This window comes from Pseudomonas sp. Nvir, assembly GCF_963778085.1.
GTDB classification, from domain to species: Bacteria; Pseudomonadota; Gammaproteobacteria; order Pseudomonadales; family Pseudomonadaceae; genus Aquipseudomonas; species Aquipseudomonas juntendi.
Genome location: NZ_OY970405.1, coordinates 3376228 through 3391283, shown reverse-complemented (window position 1 = coordinate 3391283; position 15056 = coordinate 3376228). Strand labels below are relative to the sequence as shown.

Below are 15056 nucleotides of genomic sequence, written 5' to 3'. Positions count from 1 at the left end.
TAACTTTCATGAAAAAGGATGTTGGCGATGAAGACGATGACTCGACTGTTCACTGGCCTGGCGCTGGCGACCGCGCTAGGCAGTACGGCGGCGTGGGCGGACCAGCCTGGTGCTGACTGGAAGGTGAGCAAAGACCAGGCGGAAGCGACGCTGAAGGGCGCTGGCTACACGCAAATCACCAAGATCGAGGCCGATGACGGCCATTGGGAAGGTGAGGGCATCAAAGCCGATGGCAAGCAGTACGAGTTCAAGGTCGATCCGCGCGACGGCAAGGTCGTCAAGGACGAACTGGATAACTGATCCAGAGCGGGTGTTGCTCACTGAGCGGCCCGTGCCTGGAGCACGGGTTTTTTTTGGGGCCGGTTCCTGCGCCGTTCTGTTGCGCAGTGACCGGCCGCGCTCTACCGCCGATGCACCCGGACTGAACATCGCGCGCTCGAGGTGCTCTCACCCATAATGATTGAGCGAGGGCAGCGCCATGAGTATCGAACGCAGCATTCCCGAGCTGGCAGCGTGGTACGCGCAGTACGACGACGTCAGTTACCGCAGCGAATCGCCAGACGCCTACCACCATGAACTGCTGCGCACCGCCGAGGCACTGCGCGACGATGGCACACTCGACTGGGACGACTGGCTGGCGCTCAAGGCACTGGCCGACGAAGCCCATGTGCGAGCGCTGGAAGACGCAGTTCAGGCCCACGTGAATGACCCTGACGCATGAAAAACCTCCGCATCGCCACGTTCAACATCAATGGCATCAGCAGTCGCTTGCCTGCGTTGCTGGAGTGGTTGAAGCGCGAACGGCCCGACATCGCCTGCCTGCAGGAGTTGAAGGCCGCCGATAACAAGTTTCCGCGCCAGGAAATTGAAGCGGCAGGTTACGGCTGTGTTTATCAGGGCCAGCCCGCCTGGAACGGCGTGGCCATTCTGGCGCGTGACAGCGAGCCGCTGGAGGTGCGCCGTGGCCTGCCAGGCATGGAGGACGACACCCAGAGCCGTTACCTGGAAGCAGCGGCGCATGGGGTGCTGGTCGGGTGCTTGTATCTGCCCAACGGTAATCCGCAGCCTGGGCCGAAATTCGATTACAAGTTGCGCTGGTTCGAATGCCTGATCCAGCATGCGCGAACGCTCTATGCCAATGGGCACCCAGCGCTCCTGGCGGGTGATTTCAACGTGGTGCCCACGGACCTGGACATTTACGACACACGTTCCTGGCTCAAGGATGCCTTGTTGCAGCCAGAGTCCCGTGCCTGTTTCGAGCATCTGCTGACGCAAGGTTGGACGGATGCCGTTCGCCACCTGTACCCGGACGAGCGCGTGTACACCTTCTGGGATTACTTCCGCAACCACTGGGCGCGTAACGCCGGGCTGCGCATCGACCACCTGCTGCTCAACCGCGAGCTCTCCCCTTACCTGAAAGGGGCGGGGGTAGATGCCTGGGTGCGCAATGAGGCCAAGGCCAGCGATCACGCCCCTGTGTGGGTCGAATTGGGCGGCCGCCGCCGCAACTGAGGCAACGGGCAAAGCGCTCTGCCTCGGTGGCTACCGGAACAGCCGAGGCCCATTCCGGTAGCGCAGTCACGTGGTGCGTTACTTCTTGCCCGGCAGCACCGAGCTGAGCACCTGTTTGGCCGCCTGCACGATGACCCCGGCCTGGTCAGGGTCGCCCTTGAGCAGGCTGCTGGCGAAGTTCTTGGCCTGCTCCAACTTGATGTGTGGGGGCAGGGGAGGCACATTCGGGTCGGTCTTGAACTCGATCAGCACAGGCCGGTCAGCCGCCAGCGCCCGCTCCCACGCGTCGGCGATATCCGCCTCCCGCTCCACGTAGATACCCTGCAGGCCGATGGAGATGGCGAACAGGTGATAAGGCACATCCGGAATTGACTGTGAAGCCTCGAACTTCGGGTCGCCTTCCATGACCCGTTGTTCCCAGGTGACCTGGTTGAGGTCTTCGTTGTTGAACACCGCGCAGATCCACTGGGGGTTGTCCCATTGCTGCCAGTACTTGGCAACGGTAATCAGCTCGGCCAGGTTGCTCATCTGCATCGCGCCGTCACCTACCAGCGCGACCACGCCACGCTGCGGGTGGGCGAACTTGGCGGCGATGGCATAAGGTACCGCCGCGCCCATGCTCGCCAGGCCCCCTGACAACGAACACTGCATGCCTTGGCGCACCATGAGGTCGCGGGCATACCAGTTGGCGCAGGAACCCGAGTCGCTGGTGACAATGGCATGGTCGGGCAGGCGCGGGGAGAGTTCGTGCACGACCCGCTGCGGGTTGATGGGGTCTGCCTTGGCCATGGCCCGCTTGGCCAAGGTCTTGTCCCACTTGCCGCGCCAGCCTTCGACCTTGGCCCGCCAGCGCCGATCGGTCTTGTGCTCCAGTAGCGGCAGCAGGGCCTGCAGTGTTTCGCTGGCATCCCCCACCAAGTTGACTTCCATCGGGTAGCGCAAGCTGAGCATGTCCGGCTGCAGGTCGATCTGCACGCCACGGGCCTGGCCTTCCTTGGGCATGAATTCGGCGTAGGGGAAGCCGGAACCGATCATCAGCAAAGTGTCGCATTCGTTCATCAGGTGCGCACTGGGCTCGGTGCCTAGCAGGCCTATCGCCCCGGTCACCCACGGCAGGTCGTCGGGCAATACCGCCTTGCCCAACAGCGCCTTGGCCACGCCAGCACCCAGTGCTTCAGCCACCGCCATCACCTGTTCGCTGGCCTGCAGCGCGCCTGCTCCCACCAGTATCGCCACCTTGCGCCCCGCGTTCAACACCTCTGCGGCGCGCTGCAGGTCGGCTGCGAACGGCACCACCTTGGGCTTGCTGTAGCCAACGCCGGAGTGCACGGTGCCGTGGGCACGCGGTGGGTCCTCATAGGGCAGGTCCTGCAAGTCGTTGGGGAGAATGACAGCGGTAACCCGGCGCTCGCCGACGGCAGTGCGTACCGCGCGGTCAAGCAGGTGCCGCACTTGCGCTGGCGTTGACGCCTGCTGCACGAAGGCCCCGGCAACGTCCTTGAACATCGACACCAGGTCGAGCTCCTGCTGATAGTGCCCGCCGAGCGCGGCGCGCGCCTGCTGGCCGACAATCGCCAGAACCGGCTGGTGATCCATGCGCGCGTCATACAAGCCCGTCAGCAGGTGCGAAGCGCCTGGGCCGGAAGTTGCGATGCACACGCCAAGTTCACCGGTGAACTTGGCGTGTGCACTGGCCATGAATGCGGCCATTTCCTCATGCCGTGCCTGCACGAACTGGATCTTGCCCTCAGCCCGCCGCAAGGCACCGAACACCCCGTTGATACCGTCGCCAGGGTAGCCAAAAATACGCCGCACACCCCATTGGTGCAGACGCTCCACCAGAAAGTCACCTACTGTGCTGCTCATCATGTTCCCCCTAGGCGTGATCGATAGGGGTCTGGACTGAGCAGCTGGCGGTAAAGTTTCAAGTGAGTGCGCGCGGGCCACCCGAGTGGGCACATACCGCGCTACGGCTGGCTGGCTCAACCACCGGCGCCATTCCCGCCGCTGCCACCTGTGCCAGATCCGCCACCCTGACCCATTCCGGTGCCGTTCCCTGTCCCGCCACTACCCGAGCCCTGGGTGGTGCCATCTCCACCTGTTTTATCCGTGTCATTGCTGTCGGTACCGCCGGCGCCGGTACCCATGCCATCGCTTGGTGTGCCGGACCCGGTAGCGCCGCCGTTGCCGTTCATGTGGCCGCTGTCATCCGTGTGGGTAGCAGGGGCACGCTGGTTATTCATGTCGGTGGCGGCCAGGGCCAGCGGCGCACTGGCTCCAAGGCATAGCGCCAAAAACAGCGTGTGGGGCTTGTGAGTCTTCATGGTGAGTCTCCATCGAGGTTGATCACCTTTATTTGGTCCTGGTCAGCGCACCTCCCGTGCGTTGCTGCCGACGGATGGCGCAACGCTGGATTCAACCGTCGGACTGTTCCTCAGGCGGAACCTGGTCTTCCGGCCAATCGGGCGCCTGCCTCGGTGGCTCGGGTTCGGGTACCGGCTCGCCGGGGTTGTGGGGTATCTCGTCAACATAGGGGTCGGGATGAGAAGGGTCGATCATGGTGGTTCTCCTGTGGGTGAGTGGGTACGGCGTTAGGCGGTGTGGCCGCGTTGACCGTTCCATTCAATCTGCCCATGGGTACACGAACTGACCATTCGGCAACGCCGGCGCTTGGCCTTGAGGGAAGGCAAATCAAACTTTTGCCAGCCTGCATGCTCTTCTGAATACACCTGACGTAGCTGAGGAGAAACTCATGAAACACACCGATGGCAAGACCGGCGACAAGGTTCCACGCCCCGTTTCCTCGGAAGAGGCACAACGTGGCGAGCAGGTGCCTGGGCCTGTGCTCGAGAAACCCGACCCCAAGACCGAAGCGGTTGACAAGGTGATTACGCCCACGTCCATCAAAGAGCAGGAAGCAGAAACCGAGGCCATCAAGCGGCAGTTGGCGCAGGTCGATGGAAAGCTGCGCGAATGATCAAACGCACGTCACGGTTCTGATCAGGACCACGTATCCAGCCCTGGGGCAGGCCGATATCTGGATTTTCTCCACCCATCGGCTCGCCCGAATTGATGGCTCAAGCGCTCAACCATCCCGATGAAAAGGAACAGCTCAATGCCTACCGCAGCAGGCAAGATCCGCTATGGCGTAGTGGCCGGTGGTTCGATTTCCCAAGGCGCGTTCATGCCCGGCATCGGCCAGACCGACAACTCGGTAATCACCGCACTGGTCACCGGCGATGCGCAGAAGGCTGCTCACCTGGCCGCCCAATATAGGCTCAAAGCCTATGCCTACGAGGAGTATGCGACGCTGTTAAGCGCCGGTGAGGTGGACGCGGTGTATGTTGCTACACCTAATTTCCGCCATCGCGAATTTGTGATCCCCGCACTGGAGGCCGGTATCCACGTGCTGCTGGAAAAGCCGATGGGCACCAGCGAGGCGGATTGCAAAGCGATGATCGAGGCGGCGAACCGCTCGGGGGCAAAGCTGATGATTGCCTACCGCTTGCACTGCGAGCCTGGCACGCTGGACATGATCGAGCGTGTGCATGCAGGCCATTTCGGCGACCCGCGGTTGTTTACCTCAACCTTCACCCAACGGGTCAAACCTGGCAACCACCGGGCACAGAACGGTTTTGCTGCCGGGCCGGTGCCCGACATGGGCCCTTATCCGCTGAACATGGTCCGCCAGTTGTTCAATGCCGAACCGATCGAGGTCAGCGCGGCGGGGGTCCACTCGCCGGGCAGCACCCTGCAAACCTGGGACACGGTCACTGTGAGCCTGCGCTTTCCCGAAGAGCGGCTGGCGCAGTTCACCGTCAGCTACACGTTGCCAGACACCGAACGCTTCCAGCTGTTGGGTACAGAAGGCGAGATCGAAGCTTCGCCTTGCTTCGGCTACGGGGAAGGGGTCGCTATCAGTTACCGTGCCACGATCGGTGGCGAAACGCGTGTGCACGTCAACCCGATTGTCGACCAGTTTGCCGGGGAGACCGCTTATTTCTCCGACTGCATTCTGCGCAACGAAATGCCGGAACCTGACGGTGAGGAAGGCTGGCGCGACGTGCGGGTGGTGGCGGCAATCGAGCGCGCCTTGCTGACTGGCCAGCCACAGCGCCTGGAGCCGTTGCCTGCGCGTGCGTTTGCCCGTCGGCGTGAGCAACGCCGGGCCTTTGCGCTGGCAGAGGCGGCACCGATGATCAACACTGAATCGCCTACTGAATAAAGCCGGTGGCTGCGCGCCCGGGGAGGGCGCGCAGGCCAAGGTCAGGCCGCTCGCTGCTCTTCCTTGAGCAATTTCTTCTGCGCCTCCATGGCCAGCCCCATTTCCTCCAGCTCCTGCTTGCCCAACAGCTTCCGGGCAGTGGGGAACAGCTCGCTTTCTTCCTCCTCAATATGGTGTTCGAGCAGCTCCTTCATCACTTTGACCCTGCCGGCGAACTCTACAGTGCCGGTTTCGGTGTGCAGCAAGTCCGGGATGACCAGCGAGTCGACAGTGCGGTGTTCCTCTTTGGCCTCGTAATACATCTTGGCCTCTTCCTTGCCACCGGCCTGCTTGATCGCCGGGTACAGGATCTCTTCTTCCAGGGCCGTGTGGATGTCGACTTCCTGCTTGATCCGTGCAAGCAGCTCGGCACGCTTCTTTACCGCGCGCTCGGTAGTCGAGGACAGTTCTTCGAGCAGTTTCTTCACCAACTGGTGGTCCTGGATCAACAGTTCGATTGCGTTCATGTGGTACCCCTCATAGGCGGGAAAAAGGTCACGGTCGCGAAGTGTTGAGCCAGCGGCAAGCGGCAAGGTTCAATGCGGTTGATCAGCGAACCGGCATACTGAGCAGGGGAATGACCAAGTGGTCAAAAATTTCTGAATTTTCTAGCGTCGGTTCACTCCATTAACCTGAATCGATGGAGGAGAGTCCAATGGCAGGGCAGCAGTTGTATGTGATCGAGTATGAGCTTCACGGTGAATTCCGCACCTTCATTATCCGCCTGGGGCGTATGGACAACGCCGAGGCCTGGCACTGGGCGAGCTGTGATGCAGGCGTAGGAATCATTCCCCGCTTTGGCCAGCACACGATCAAGAAGGTCAGCCGCCCCATGGCTGAGCGCTATGGCATCGGGAATGTGCGCTGGCGCGCCTCGGGGGATGGCCCGGAGTTCGTTGCCCAGCCCATTGATGTGAAGAAGTTCTCGAATGGCGGGCCGGGCAAAAGCTGATACCGCCTGCACGCCGCCTGCCGTTGATCCTGCTTTGGCAAGACTCGCTTAACTTCGTCGGGGGCTACAGATTCATGTTACCGGCCCTCATTACCACCACACAGCAGAGGATAAGCACCATGACAGCGTCAGAGAAGGACAAAGCCACCGAGCAGGCCGAAACCACCGGCGAACAGGAGCGCGACAACGATGCCCAGCGCCCGGATGGCTCCGGGGGCACTTCGCATGACTCCACCGCCCAGAAGGAAGCGCGCGAGAAGGGTGAGCACGGCGCCTGAGGCTGGGCGTGCTTGCAACCGCCAGGGTTCATTAGATCTCACCCATCAGGAGCCGACCTGTGCCGCGCATCATAACCCCCACCACGCCGGAGCATGAGGTCAGCGCGCACAACGCCCATATGTTCGGCTCACCCAAGGAGCGGCTGGATTTCTATCGCGGTGAAATCCAGTATGAGACCAGTATTCTTGCCAACCGCACCGACGCCTACCTGGCCGCACAGTCATTTCTGGTCATCGCGTTCGTGTCATCGATGGGTAACCTCAACCAGAGCTGGGGCGAAATGTTCACCCTGATGGTGCCGCCGTTTCTGGCCCTGCTTGGCATACTCAGCTCGCTCAATGCCTGGCCCGGTATCCGCGCGGCCTATCGCATCATCGAGCACTGGCAACTCAAACAGAGCCATTTGCTGCGCAGCGAGCCGTTGATGGGCCTGGCCTATGACGAGTCGCCTCTGTTCAGTGAGACGGAAACATCACAGGCCGGGCACCGTAAGTCGCTGTTGTTCTCGCTGCGTACACCGTGGATATTCCTGGTGTTCTGGCTGATCCTGGGTGCCTATGCGGTGTTCATCCAGCTGGCCTGAGCAACGCCGCCGGTAGCAGACCTCGCCTCAACGATGGCGTGGTAACCCTGTGCCAACGCTCGCGGCCAGGTTACTTGGCGCAGCACCTGGAACCAGTATGACCTTGCGGCAGTCGTGGCTCTTCTGATCGAACATCTTGTAGGCGAAGGCCGCCTCCTCCAGGGCCATGCGATGGGTCACGATGAGTTCGGGTTGCAGGCGCCCGTTCTCGATACAGGTGAGCAGTTCGGGCAGGAACTTCTGCACATGGGTCTGGCCCATCTTGAAGGTCAGGCCTTTGTCGAAGGCATCGCCGAACATGAACCCGTGTACGTACCCGGCGTATACCCCCGGCACACTGACGATGCCCCCGCGGCGTACAGCGGCAATGCTCTGGCGCAGCGCCTTGCCGTTACTGCCCTCGATCTTCAGTGCGGTCAACACCGCTTCGGCGGTACTGCCTTTGGCTTCGAAACCCACCGCGTCAATCACGGCATCTACCCCACGCATACCCGGGGTGAGGCGGATGATGCTGTCGGCCGGGTCGTCGTCGTCCTCGATATTGATCGGCACTACGCCATAGGTGTCGTGGGCGAAGGCCAGGCGGTGCTGGTTGGCATCGACCATGAAGATGGTCTGGGCGCCCAGCATCCGCGCACAGGCGGCACTCAGCAGCCCGACCGGCCCGGCACCGTAGATCGCCAGCGTCGAACCCTGGCCCACCTGGGCGTTGGTAACCGCCTGCCAGGCGGTGGGCAGGATATCGGAGAGGAACAACACCTTGTCGTCGGACAGTGCCGTCGGCACCTTGAACGGGCCGACATTGGCCTTCGGCACGCGCACATACTCGGCCTGGCCGCCGGGCACGCCACCGTAGAGGTGGCTGTAACCGAACAGGGCGGCGCCGGGTGGGATGCTTTTCTTGTTGACGATGGCGCCGCGGCCTCGGTTGGTGGTTTCGCAGGCGGCGAACTGGTCGAGCTGGCAGAAGAAGCAGCTACCACAGGCGATCACGAACGGGATCACCACGCGGTCACCGACCTGCAAGTGGGTAACCCCGCGCCCGGTTTCTTCGACGATGCCCATGAATTCGTGGCCGAAAATGTCGCCAGCTTCGGTCTCCGGAATCCTGCCGTGGTACAGGTGCAAGTCAGAACCGCAAATGGCTGTGGCGGTGACTCGCAAGATGACGTCGTCGTCGTGCTCGAGGATGGGATCCGGAACATTGTCGACGCGAACGTCCTGTGGCCCGTGGTAAGTCAGTGCTCTCATGGATACGACTCCTGCGGTGGCTGCTTTCAAGATGGTCCATGCCGGGGAACTCGGCAAGTCGGCAATGTTCAGAAACGGCAATTTATTGGCAAATTCGGTGGGCCACATGCGCCGGCAGCGCAGGCCCGGCAGCGCTGCTGTCTGCATTGAGCAATCTGCCCGCTGTCGTTGTCCAGATTGGACCTGCATCGGTAATGATCGAGGAGTTTTCCGTGAGCAGTAAAAAGGCCCGCGTCAGTAACCAGGCTTCAGGGGATATTTCCGAGCTGCCCCACGACATGTTCTTCGCGGCCGTGGAAACCACGCGGATGCCCATGATCGTCACCGATCCCAACCGTGACGATAACCCCATCATTTTCGCCAACCGGGCGTTCCTCGACATGACCGGCTATGAGCTGGCAGAGATCCTCGGGCGCAATTGCCGGTTCCTGCAAGGCCCGGAAACCGATACCGAGGTGGTCGCAACCTTGCGTGAGAGCATCGAACAGCGTGTGGATATCGCCACGGAAATTCTCAATTACCGCAAGGATGGCTCCAGCTTCTGGAACGCGCTGTTCATCTCGCCGATCTTCAATGAGCGCGGCGACCTGATTTATCACTTTGCCTCGCAACTGGACGTCAGTCGCCGTCGCGATGCCGAGGACGCCTTGCGCCAGGCCCAGAAAATGGAGGCGCTGGGCCAACTTACCGGCGGCATCGCCCACGATTTCAACAACCTGTTGCAGGTGATGGGTGGGTACCTGGGGCTGATCGCCAATGAGGCTGACAAGACTCAGGTCGACCTCAATCGCATCCGCCGCAGTGTGGGGCACGCGCAGACGGCGGTGGAGCGCGCCAGCACGCTGACCAAGCAGTTGCTGGCCTTCGCCCGCAAGCAGAAACTGCATGGGCGCGTGCTCAACCTCAACCACCTGGTCGAGGACCTGCGGCCCATGATGGAGCGGACCTTCGGCGCCGATGTTCTGGTGGAGTTCGACTTCGAGGCCGACCTGCACAATTGCCGCATCGACCCCACGCAGGCCGAAGTGGCACTGCTCAATATCTTCATGAACGCGCGCGACGCGCTGATAGGGCGCAAGCGCCCGCACGTGTTCATTGAAACCCGCAATGTGCTGGTCACCGACATCAACCATTCCTTCGACGGCCTTTTGCCCGGCAACTATGTCAGCCTGTCCGTGACCGACAATGGTATAGGCATGCCGGCCAGCATCCGTGACCGCGTCATGGACCCGTTTTTCACCACCAAGGAAGAGGGCAAGGGCTCGGGGCTGGGCCTGTCGATGGTCTACGGCTTCGCCAGGCAATCCGGGGGTGCTGCGCGCATCTACACCGAAGAGGGGGAAGGCACGACCCTGCGCCTGTACTTCCCCGTCGACGACGCCAAGGTCGTCCAGCAGCCCGCCGTGAAGACCGCCGAACGCAGTGGGGGCTCAGAGCGTATCCTCATCGTGGAAGACCGGCCGGATGTGGCAGAGCTGGCAAAAATGGTGCTCGAGGACTACGGCTACGCAGCCGACATGGTGCTCAATGCGCGGGAAGCGTTGAAGCTTATCCAGGCTGGCGAGCGCTACGACCTGTTGTTCACCGACCTGATCATGCCAGGCGGCATGAACGGCGTCATGCTTGCCCGGGAGGTGCGCAGGCTGCAACCGCAGATCAAGGTATTGCTCACGACTGGCTATGCTGAAAATTCGATCGAGCGCACCGACATCGGCGGCTCGGAGTTCGAGGTGATATCCAAGCCTTGCCAGCCCCATGACCTGGCACGGCGGGTCAGGCAGGTGCTGGATGGGCCTACCGGCGTCACCTGAGCCGCGGCCAGCGGCTGCACGACTGAGCAAGCCCTTGCAAGTTATTGAATTGTTTGCACCTGCTTGTGGTCCAACACTTGCGCTAGGGTCATAGGCTCTGTACACCTTCGTCTACAGCCTGGTCCGTGACCTGTACCAGCGTCACATGTCGGTGAGCAGCGGCTGCCGACATTGCCAGGATTATGACGCTCCCACAGAGGTGAATCATGAATAAAGAGGGGGTTGCCGCACCGTCGGCATTGAATACCCGTTCTGAATTACTCTCTATTGCAGATGATTCCTCGGAAAAATTGCGACTTGTGCTGGAGGCAGCCGCTATCGTCGGTACTTGGGTCTGGGATATTCCCAACGATCGGGTCACTGCAGACGAGCGTTTCTCCCGTTCGTTCGGCATTCCTGCGCAGCAGTGTCAGGCCGGCATCCCCTTGGCTGAAGCGTTTTCGGCGATTTACCCCGATGACCGTGAGCGGGTGCATCAGGATATCCAGCGGGCAGTGGCCAACGGCGGAGCGTTTCGCTGTGAATACCGCGTGCGTAACGAGGAGGGTGTCTACCACTGGATCGAAGCCAACGGCCATGCCGAGCTGGACCATAGCGGGCGAGCCGTGCGGTTCCCGGGTGTGCTCATGGACATCGAAGCGCGCAGGGCCGCCGAAGCGGAACGCGATCGGGTCTCGGCGCTGTTGCGCACATTCACGGCCGCCGTGCCGGGCGTGGTCTACGCCAAGGATCTCGACGGCAGGATGCTGATTGCCAACCACGGCGCGACGCAGCTGATTGGCAAACCGCCCGAATTCTACCTGGGCAAGACCGACCTGGAGTTCCTGGAAGACAAGGACCAGGCGCGCCAGGTGATGGAAACGGATCGGCTGGTGATGGGCAGCGGCAAGACCGTGCAGGTTGAAGAGCGGGTCGACATGCCCGATGGCTCGGCAACCACTTGGTTATCAGTCAAGGCCCCGCTGGTCGATGAAGCCGGGCAGATCATCGGCCTGATCGGCTCATCGATTGACGTTTCCGGGCGCAAGCAGGCGGAAGCTGAACTGCTGGAGCTGAACCGCACGCTGGAAAAGCGGGTCTGCGAAGCGGTTGCCGAGCGTGAGGCGGCGCAGGAGGCACTGCGCCAGGCGCAAAAAATGGAAGCCATCGGTCAGCTCACTGGTGGCATCGCCCACGATTTCAACAACCTGCTGGCAGGCATCATTGGCAGCCTTGACCTTGCCCGGATGCGCGGCAAGGCTGGGCGCACTGCAGACGTTGAGCGCTACCTCGAAGTCGCGCACCGGGCAGCGCAGAAGGCCGCAGCGTTGACCCACCGGTTACTGGCGTTTTCCCGTCGGCAGCCGTTGCTGCCCGTGCGCACCGATGTCAATGAGCTGGTCGAGGGTTTGAAGGACCTTATCAGCCGCACGGTCGGACCGTCGATTGCCCTCAAGGTCAATCTGAACGCGCAGTTGGCCACGTGCCTGGTTGACCCGGTACAGGTCGAAAACTCCCTGTTGAACCTTTGCATCAATGCCCGCGATGCCCTGGCGCAGAAGCCTGGCACGATCACGATCGCCACGGCCAACCATACCTTGGAGGCAGGCCCTGGGCTGGATGCCGAACTGCAGCCAGGCGAGTACCTGACCATCAGCGTCAACGACAACGGCATGGGCATGTGTGCAGATACGCTCGCCAAGGCGTGCGAGCCGTTCTTCACCACCAAGTCGATAGGCGAAGGCACTGGGCTGGGCTTGTCGATGGTCTACGGTTTTGCCAAGCAATCGGGTGGCCAGGTAAGGATCAGTTCTGAGGAGGGGGTAGGGACGCGGGTTGAATTGTCCCTGCCGGCAGAGAGGGGCCAGCCGCAGTTGGCGGGCCGTGCAGCACTCGAGCATGGCCTGTGTGGCCGATGGTCTGACCGTACTGTACTGGTCGTTGACGATGAACCCTCCGTGCGCCTGTTCGTCAGTGATGTGCTCGGCGGTTTGGGGTGTACGGTCATCGAGGCGGCGGATAGCCAGGCGGGCTTGCAGCTGTTGTCTTCCGACACACGCATCGATTTGCTGGTAACGGATGTCGGGCTGCCTGGCGGCATTGACGGTCTTCAGATGGCGTCGTCCAGCCGCCAGATTCGCAAGGCGCTGCCCGTTATCTTCATGACGGGTTTCACCAACCCGGCATTGTTCGAGCACGAGCTTCTGCGCGACCCATCGGCTTTACTGACCAAGCCTTTCGCCGTAGACGAACTGGTGGCCAGGGTACATGCCATGCTGGGCGCGCAGCCCGAAGGATAATGCCGGGGTTGGCAGGGCGGCTCTGCCCTCAAAGAATCGGTTTACCACCTGTCACGGCATAGCGCGACCCGCTGATGTAGCTGGCTTCGTCAGATGCCAGCAGCACGTAGATCGGCGCAACCTCGACGGGTTGCCCAGGGCGCCCCATGGGGTAGCCGGAGCCGAAGTTCCGGACCGCCTCATCGGGCATGGTCGCCGGAATCAACGGGGTCCAGATGGGCCCCGGGGCTACGCTGTTCACGCGAATGCCCTTTTTGCCCAGCAACTGCGCCAGGCCGGCCGTGAAGTTGGCGATGGCACCTTTGGTCGCCGCATACGGCAGCAAGCTGGGGGAGGGGTCGTCGGAGTTCACCGAACTGGTATTGATGATCGAGCTGCCCTTGGGCATGGAAGGCAACGCCGCCTTGCAAATGCGGAAAATGGCGGTGATGTTGATATCGAAGGTTTTCACCCATTCATCATCGTCAATTTCCTCCAGGGTTTCGTGGGCCATCTGGAACGCGGCATTGTTCACCAGGACATCGATGCGGCCAAACCGCTCGACGGTCTTGGCCACGATGGCCTGGCAGTGTTGCTTGTGCGCCAGGTCACCAGGCAGCAGCAGGCATTGGCGGCCTGCCGCCTCGACCCAGCGTGCGGTTTCCTGCGCATCCTCATGCTCGTCGAGGTAGCTGATGGCAACATCTGCACCTTCCCGGGCATAAGCGATGGCCACCGCCCGGCCGATGCCACTGTCGGCCCCTGTAATCAGGGCGATCTTGCCTGCAAGCCGGCCATGGCCGGTATAGGACTGCTCGCCGCAATCCGGGTATGGCTCCATCTTGCGCTGCGTACCAGGAACGCTCTGCGGTTGAGACGGGAACGGCGGGGTAGGGTAGTCGCGCATGGTAAAAGCTCCTGCAGTTGAGAATGCTCATACCCGTTCGAGGAGGCTGGTACCTGCGCGTTGGTTCCAATGCGCCGAGGAAGCGACGAGCGGTGCCACCCCTGCTCGTGAACCAAGGCGCGATTGCTTCGCGCTCCGGTCAGAAGCTTTCCAGCACGATCTTGCCCCGGGCCCTGCCGCTCTCGATGACGGCGTGCGCACGCCGGAGGTTCTCGGCATTGATTGCACCGAAGTGCTCGCCCAGGGTTGTCCGCAGCACGCCCTTGTCGACCAGGCTGGAGACACGTTCGAGCAGATGATGTTGCTTGATCATGTCGTCGGTCTGGTACAGCGAGCGGGTGAACATGAGCTCCCAATGCAGCGACAGTGACTTGCGTTTGAGGGGCACGACATCCAGCTGCGCCGGATCGTCGATCAGCGCCAGCTTGCCTTGTGGGCGAAGCACTTCTACCAATTGGCCCAGGTAGGTATCGGTGTGCGTCAGGCTGATCACATAATCCACGCACTCGAGTTCATGCGCTGCAAGCTGAGCGGCGATCGGCCGGGTGTGGTCGATGACATGATCCGCACCCAGTTCCTCGATCCACTGTTGGCTTTCAGCCCTGGAGGCGGTACCGATCACCGTCAATTGGGTAAGCTTGCTGGCAAGCTGGATCAGGATGGAACCCACCCCGCCGGCAGCGCCGACCACCAGCAGGCTTTGCCCTTGGCCAGCCTGCTCTGCAATGCCCAGGCGGTCGAACAGCAACTCCCAGGCGGTGATGGAGGTCAACGGCAACGCCGCAGCATCAGCGTTATTCAAACTACGGGGCTTGTGCCCGACGATACGCTCGTCAACAACATGCAGCTCGCTGTAGCTGCCCGGGCGGTCGATGGCGCCGGCGTAGAACACTTCGTCGCCGGGTCTGAACAACGTCACTTCAGGGCCCACCTCGCGCACAACCCCGACAGCGTCCCAGCCAAGCACCTGTGGCTGTTGGCCGCCACGGCTTGCCCGTATTTTCGTATCGACCGGGTTTACCGCAATGGCCTTGACCTCGACCAGCAGATCCCTGGCACCCGCCTGGGGCGCGGGCAATTCTGTGTCGTAGAGCGACTGTGGGTCCTGAATGGGCAAACCGGGTTGGGTATAGACGACGGCTTTCATGGGTTGTATCCAGAGGCTGGGAAAGTGGGTGCAGGCTAAGCATTTCAATTGATTGGAAAAACAGCCTGCATGAAGCAAGACTTTCTCTGCAG

At 61.7% G+C, this 15056-nt stretch carries 17 protein-coding genes; 10 read left to right on the top strand and 7 right to left on the bottom strand.

All coding sequences use genetic code 11. The annotated features are described in order from the left end of the window. Positions 1–27: 27 nt before the first annotated feature. The 3 genes from AACG97_RS16420 to xth all read left to right on the top strand — a co-directional run bounded on the left by AACG97_RS16420 (position 28) and on the right by xth (position 1512). Positions 28–300: a PepSY domain-containing protein gene (locus AACG97_RS16420; protein WP_047149911.1), complete on the top strand. Its 273-nt coding sequence runs from the start codon at positions 28–30 to the stop codon at positions 298–300. Between the two features lie 178 nt (positions 301–478). Further along, on the top strand, positions 479–721 hold the full coding sequence (locus AACG97_RS16415) for a hypothetical protein (RefSeq protein WP_009685528.1): 243 nt from the start codon (positions 479–481) through the stop codon (positions 719–721). Continuing rightward, positions 718–1512 carry an exodeoxyribonuclease III gene (gene xth, locus AACG97_RS16410; protein WP_009685527.1) on the top strand — a complete coding sequence of 265 codons (795 nt, stop codon included), beginning with the start codon at positions 718–720 and terminating at the stop codon, positions 1510–1512. Before AACG97_RS16415 ends, xth begins: the two co-directional genes overlap by 4 nt. A gap of 78 nt (positions 1513–1590) precedes the next feature. On the opposite strand, the gene AACG97_RS16405 is transcribed toward xth, so the two are convergent. The 3 genes from AACG97_RS16405 to AACG97_RS16395 form a co-directional block, all read right to left on the bottom strand. Further along, positions 1591–3378 (bottom strand): thiamine pyrophosphate-requiring protein, encoded by a 1788-nt coding sequence (locus tag AACG97_RS16405; RefSeq protein ID WP_125854262.1) that lies wholly within the window; start codon positions 3376–3378, stop codon positions 1591–1593. A 116-nt stretch (positions 3379–3494) separates the two neighbouring features. After that, a complete protein-coding gene (locus AACG97_RS16400) occupies positions 3495–3836 on the bottom strand; it encodes a hypothetical protein (RefSeq protein ID WP_064314493.1) in 342 nt (113 codons plus the stop codon). A 91-nt stretch (positions 3837–3927) separates the two neighbouring features. Beyond that, a complete protein-coding gene (locus tag AACG97_RS16395) occupies positions 3928–4071 on the bottom strand; it encodes a hypothetical protein (RefSeq protein WP_158622665.1) in 144 nt (47 codons plus the stop codon). Between the two features lie 193 nt (positions 4072–4264). Between AACG97_RS16395 and AACG97_RS16390 the strand changes: the two genes are divergently transcribed. Continuing rightward, a complete protein-coding gene (locus tag AACG97_RS16390) occupies positions 4265–4489 on the top strand; it encodes a hypothetical protein (RefSeq protein ID WP_009685524.1) in 225 nt (74 codons plus the stop codon). Positions 4490–4627: 138 nt separating this feature from the next. Next, the gene (locus AACG97_RS16385) at positions 4628–5737 is read left to right on the top strand and encodes a Gfo/Idh/MocA family protein (RefSeq protein ID WP_115294264.1); all 1110 of its coding nucleotides are present in this window, start codon (positions 4628–4630) and stop codon (positions 5735–5737) included. A gap of 41 nt (positions 5738–5778) precedes the next feature. Here AACG97_RS16385 and AACG97_RS16380 read toward each other — a convergent pair whose 3' ends face one another. Further along, complete coding sequence (locus tag AACG97_RS16380) at positions 5779–6243, bottom strand: hemerythrin domain-containing protein (protein WP_009685522.1); 465 nt, start codon at positions 6241–6243, stop codon at positions 5779–5781. A 188-nt stretch (positions 6244–6431) separates the two neighbouring features. On the opposite strand from AACG97_RS16380, the gene AACG97_RS16375 reads away from it, so the two are divergent. The 3 genes from AACG97_RS16375 (at position 6432) to AACG97_RS16365 (ending at position 7590) form a co-directional block, all read left to right on the top strand. Then, positions 6432–6728 carry a DUF6555 family protein gene (locus AACG97_RS16375; protein ID WP_009685521.1) on the top strand — a complete coding sequence of 99 codons (297 nt, stop codon included), beginning with the start codon at positions 6432–6434 and terminating at the stop codon, positions 6726–6728. A 119-nt stretch (positions 6729–6847) separates the two neighbouring features. Next, a complete protein-coding gene (locus AACG97_RS16370; RefSeq protein WP_009685520.1) occupies positions 6848–7006 on the top strand; it encodes a hypothetical protein in 159 nt (52 codons plus the stop codon). A gap of 59 nt (positions 7007–7065) precedes the next feature. Next, complete coding sequence (locus tag AACG97_RS16365; RefSeq protein ID WP_115294265.1) at positions 7066–7590, top strand: hypothetical protein; 525 nt, start codon at positions 7066–7068, stop codon at positions 7588–7590. 27 nt (positions 7591–7617) lie between these two features. On the opposite strand, the gene AACG97_RS16360 is transcribed toward AACG97_RS16365, so the two are convergent. Further along, on the bottom strand, positions 7618–8841 hold the full coding sequence (locus AACG97_RS16360) for a zinc-dependent alcohol dehydrogenase (protein WP_029885622.1): 1224 nt from the start codon (positions 8839–8841) through the stop codon (positions 7618–7620). Positions 8842–9053: 212 nt separating this feature from the next. Between AACG97_RS16360 and AACG97_RS16355 the strand changes: the two genes are divergently transcribed. Next, positions 9054–10652 (top strand): histidine kinase famiy protein, encoded by a 1599-nt coding sequence (locus AACG97_RS16355; protein WP_197885297.1) that lies wholly within the window; start codon positions 9054–9056, stop codon positions 10650–10652. Positions 10653–10858: 206 nt separating this feature from the next. Continuing rightward, complete coding sequence (locus tag AACG97_RS16350; RefSeq protein ID WP_178097511.1) at positions 10859–12931, top strand: hybrid sensor histidine kinase/response regulator; 2073 nt, start codon at positions 10859–10861, stop codon at positions 12929–12931. Between the two features lie 28 nt (positions 12932–12959). Here the strand turns inward: AACG97_RS16350 and AACG97_RS16345 are convergent, their stop codons facing one another. After that, positions 12960–13817 carry an SDR family oxidoreductase gene (locus tag AACG97_RS16345; RefSeq protein WP_009685514.1) on the bottom strand — a complete coding sequence of 286 codons (858 nt, stop codon included), beginning with the start codon at positions 13815–13817 and terminating at the stop codon, positions 12960–12962. 139 nt (positions 13818–13956) lie between these two features. Beyond that, a complete protein-coding gene (locus AACG97_RS16340) occupies positions 13957–14964 on the bottom strand; it encodes a zinc-binding alcohol dehydrogenase family protein (protein WP_115294267.1) in 1008 nt (335 codons plus the stop codon). Between the last annotated feature and the right edge of the window lie 92 nt (positions 14965–15056).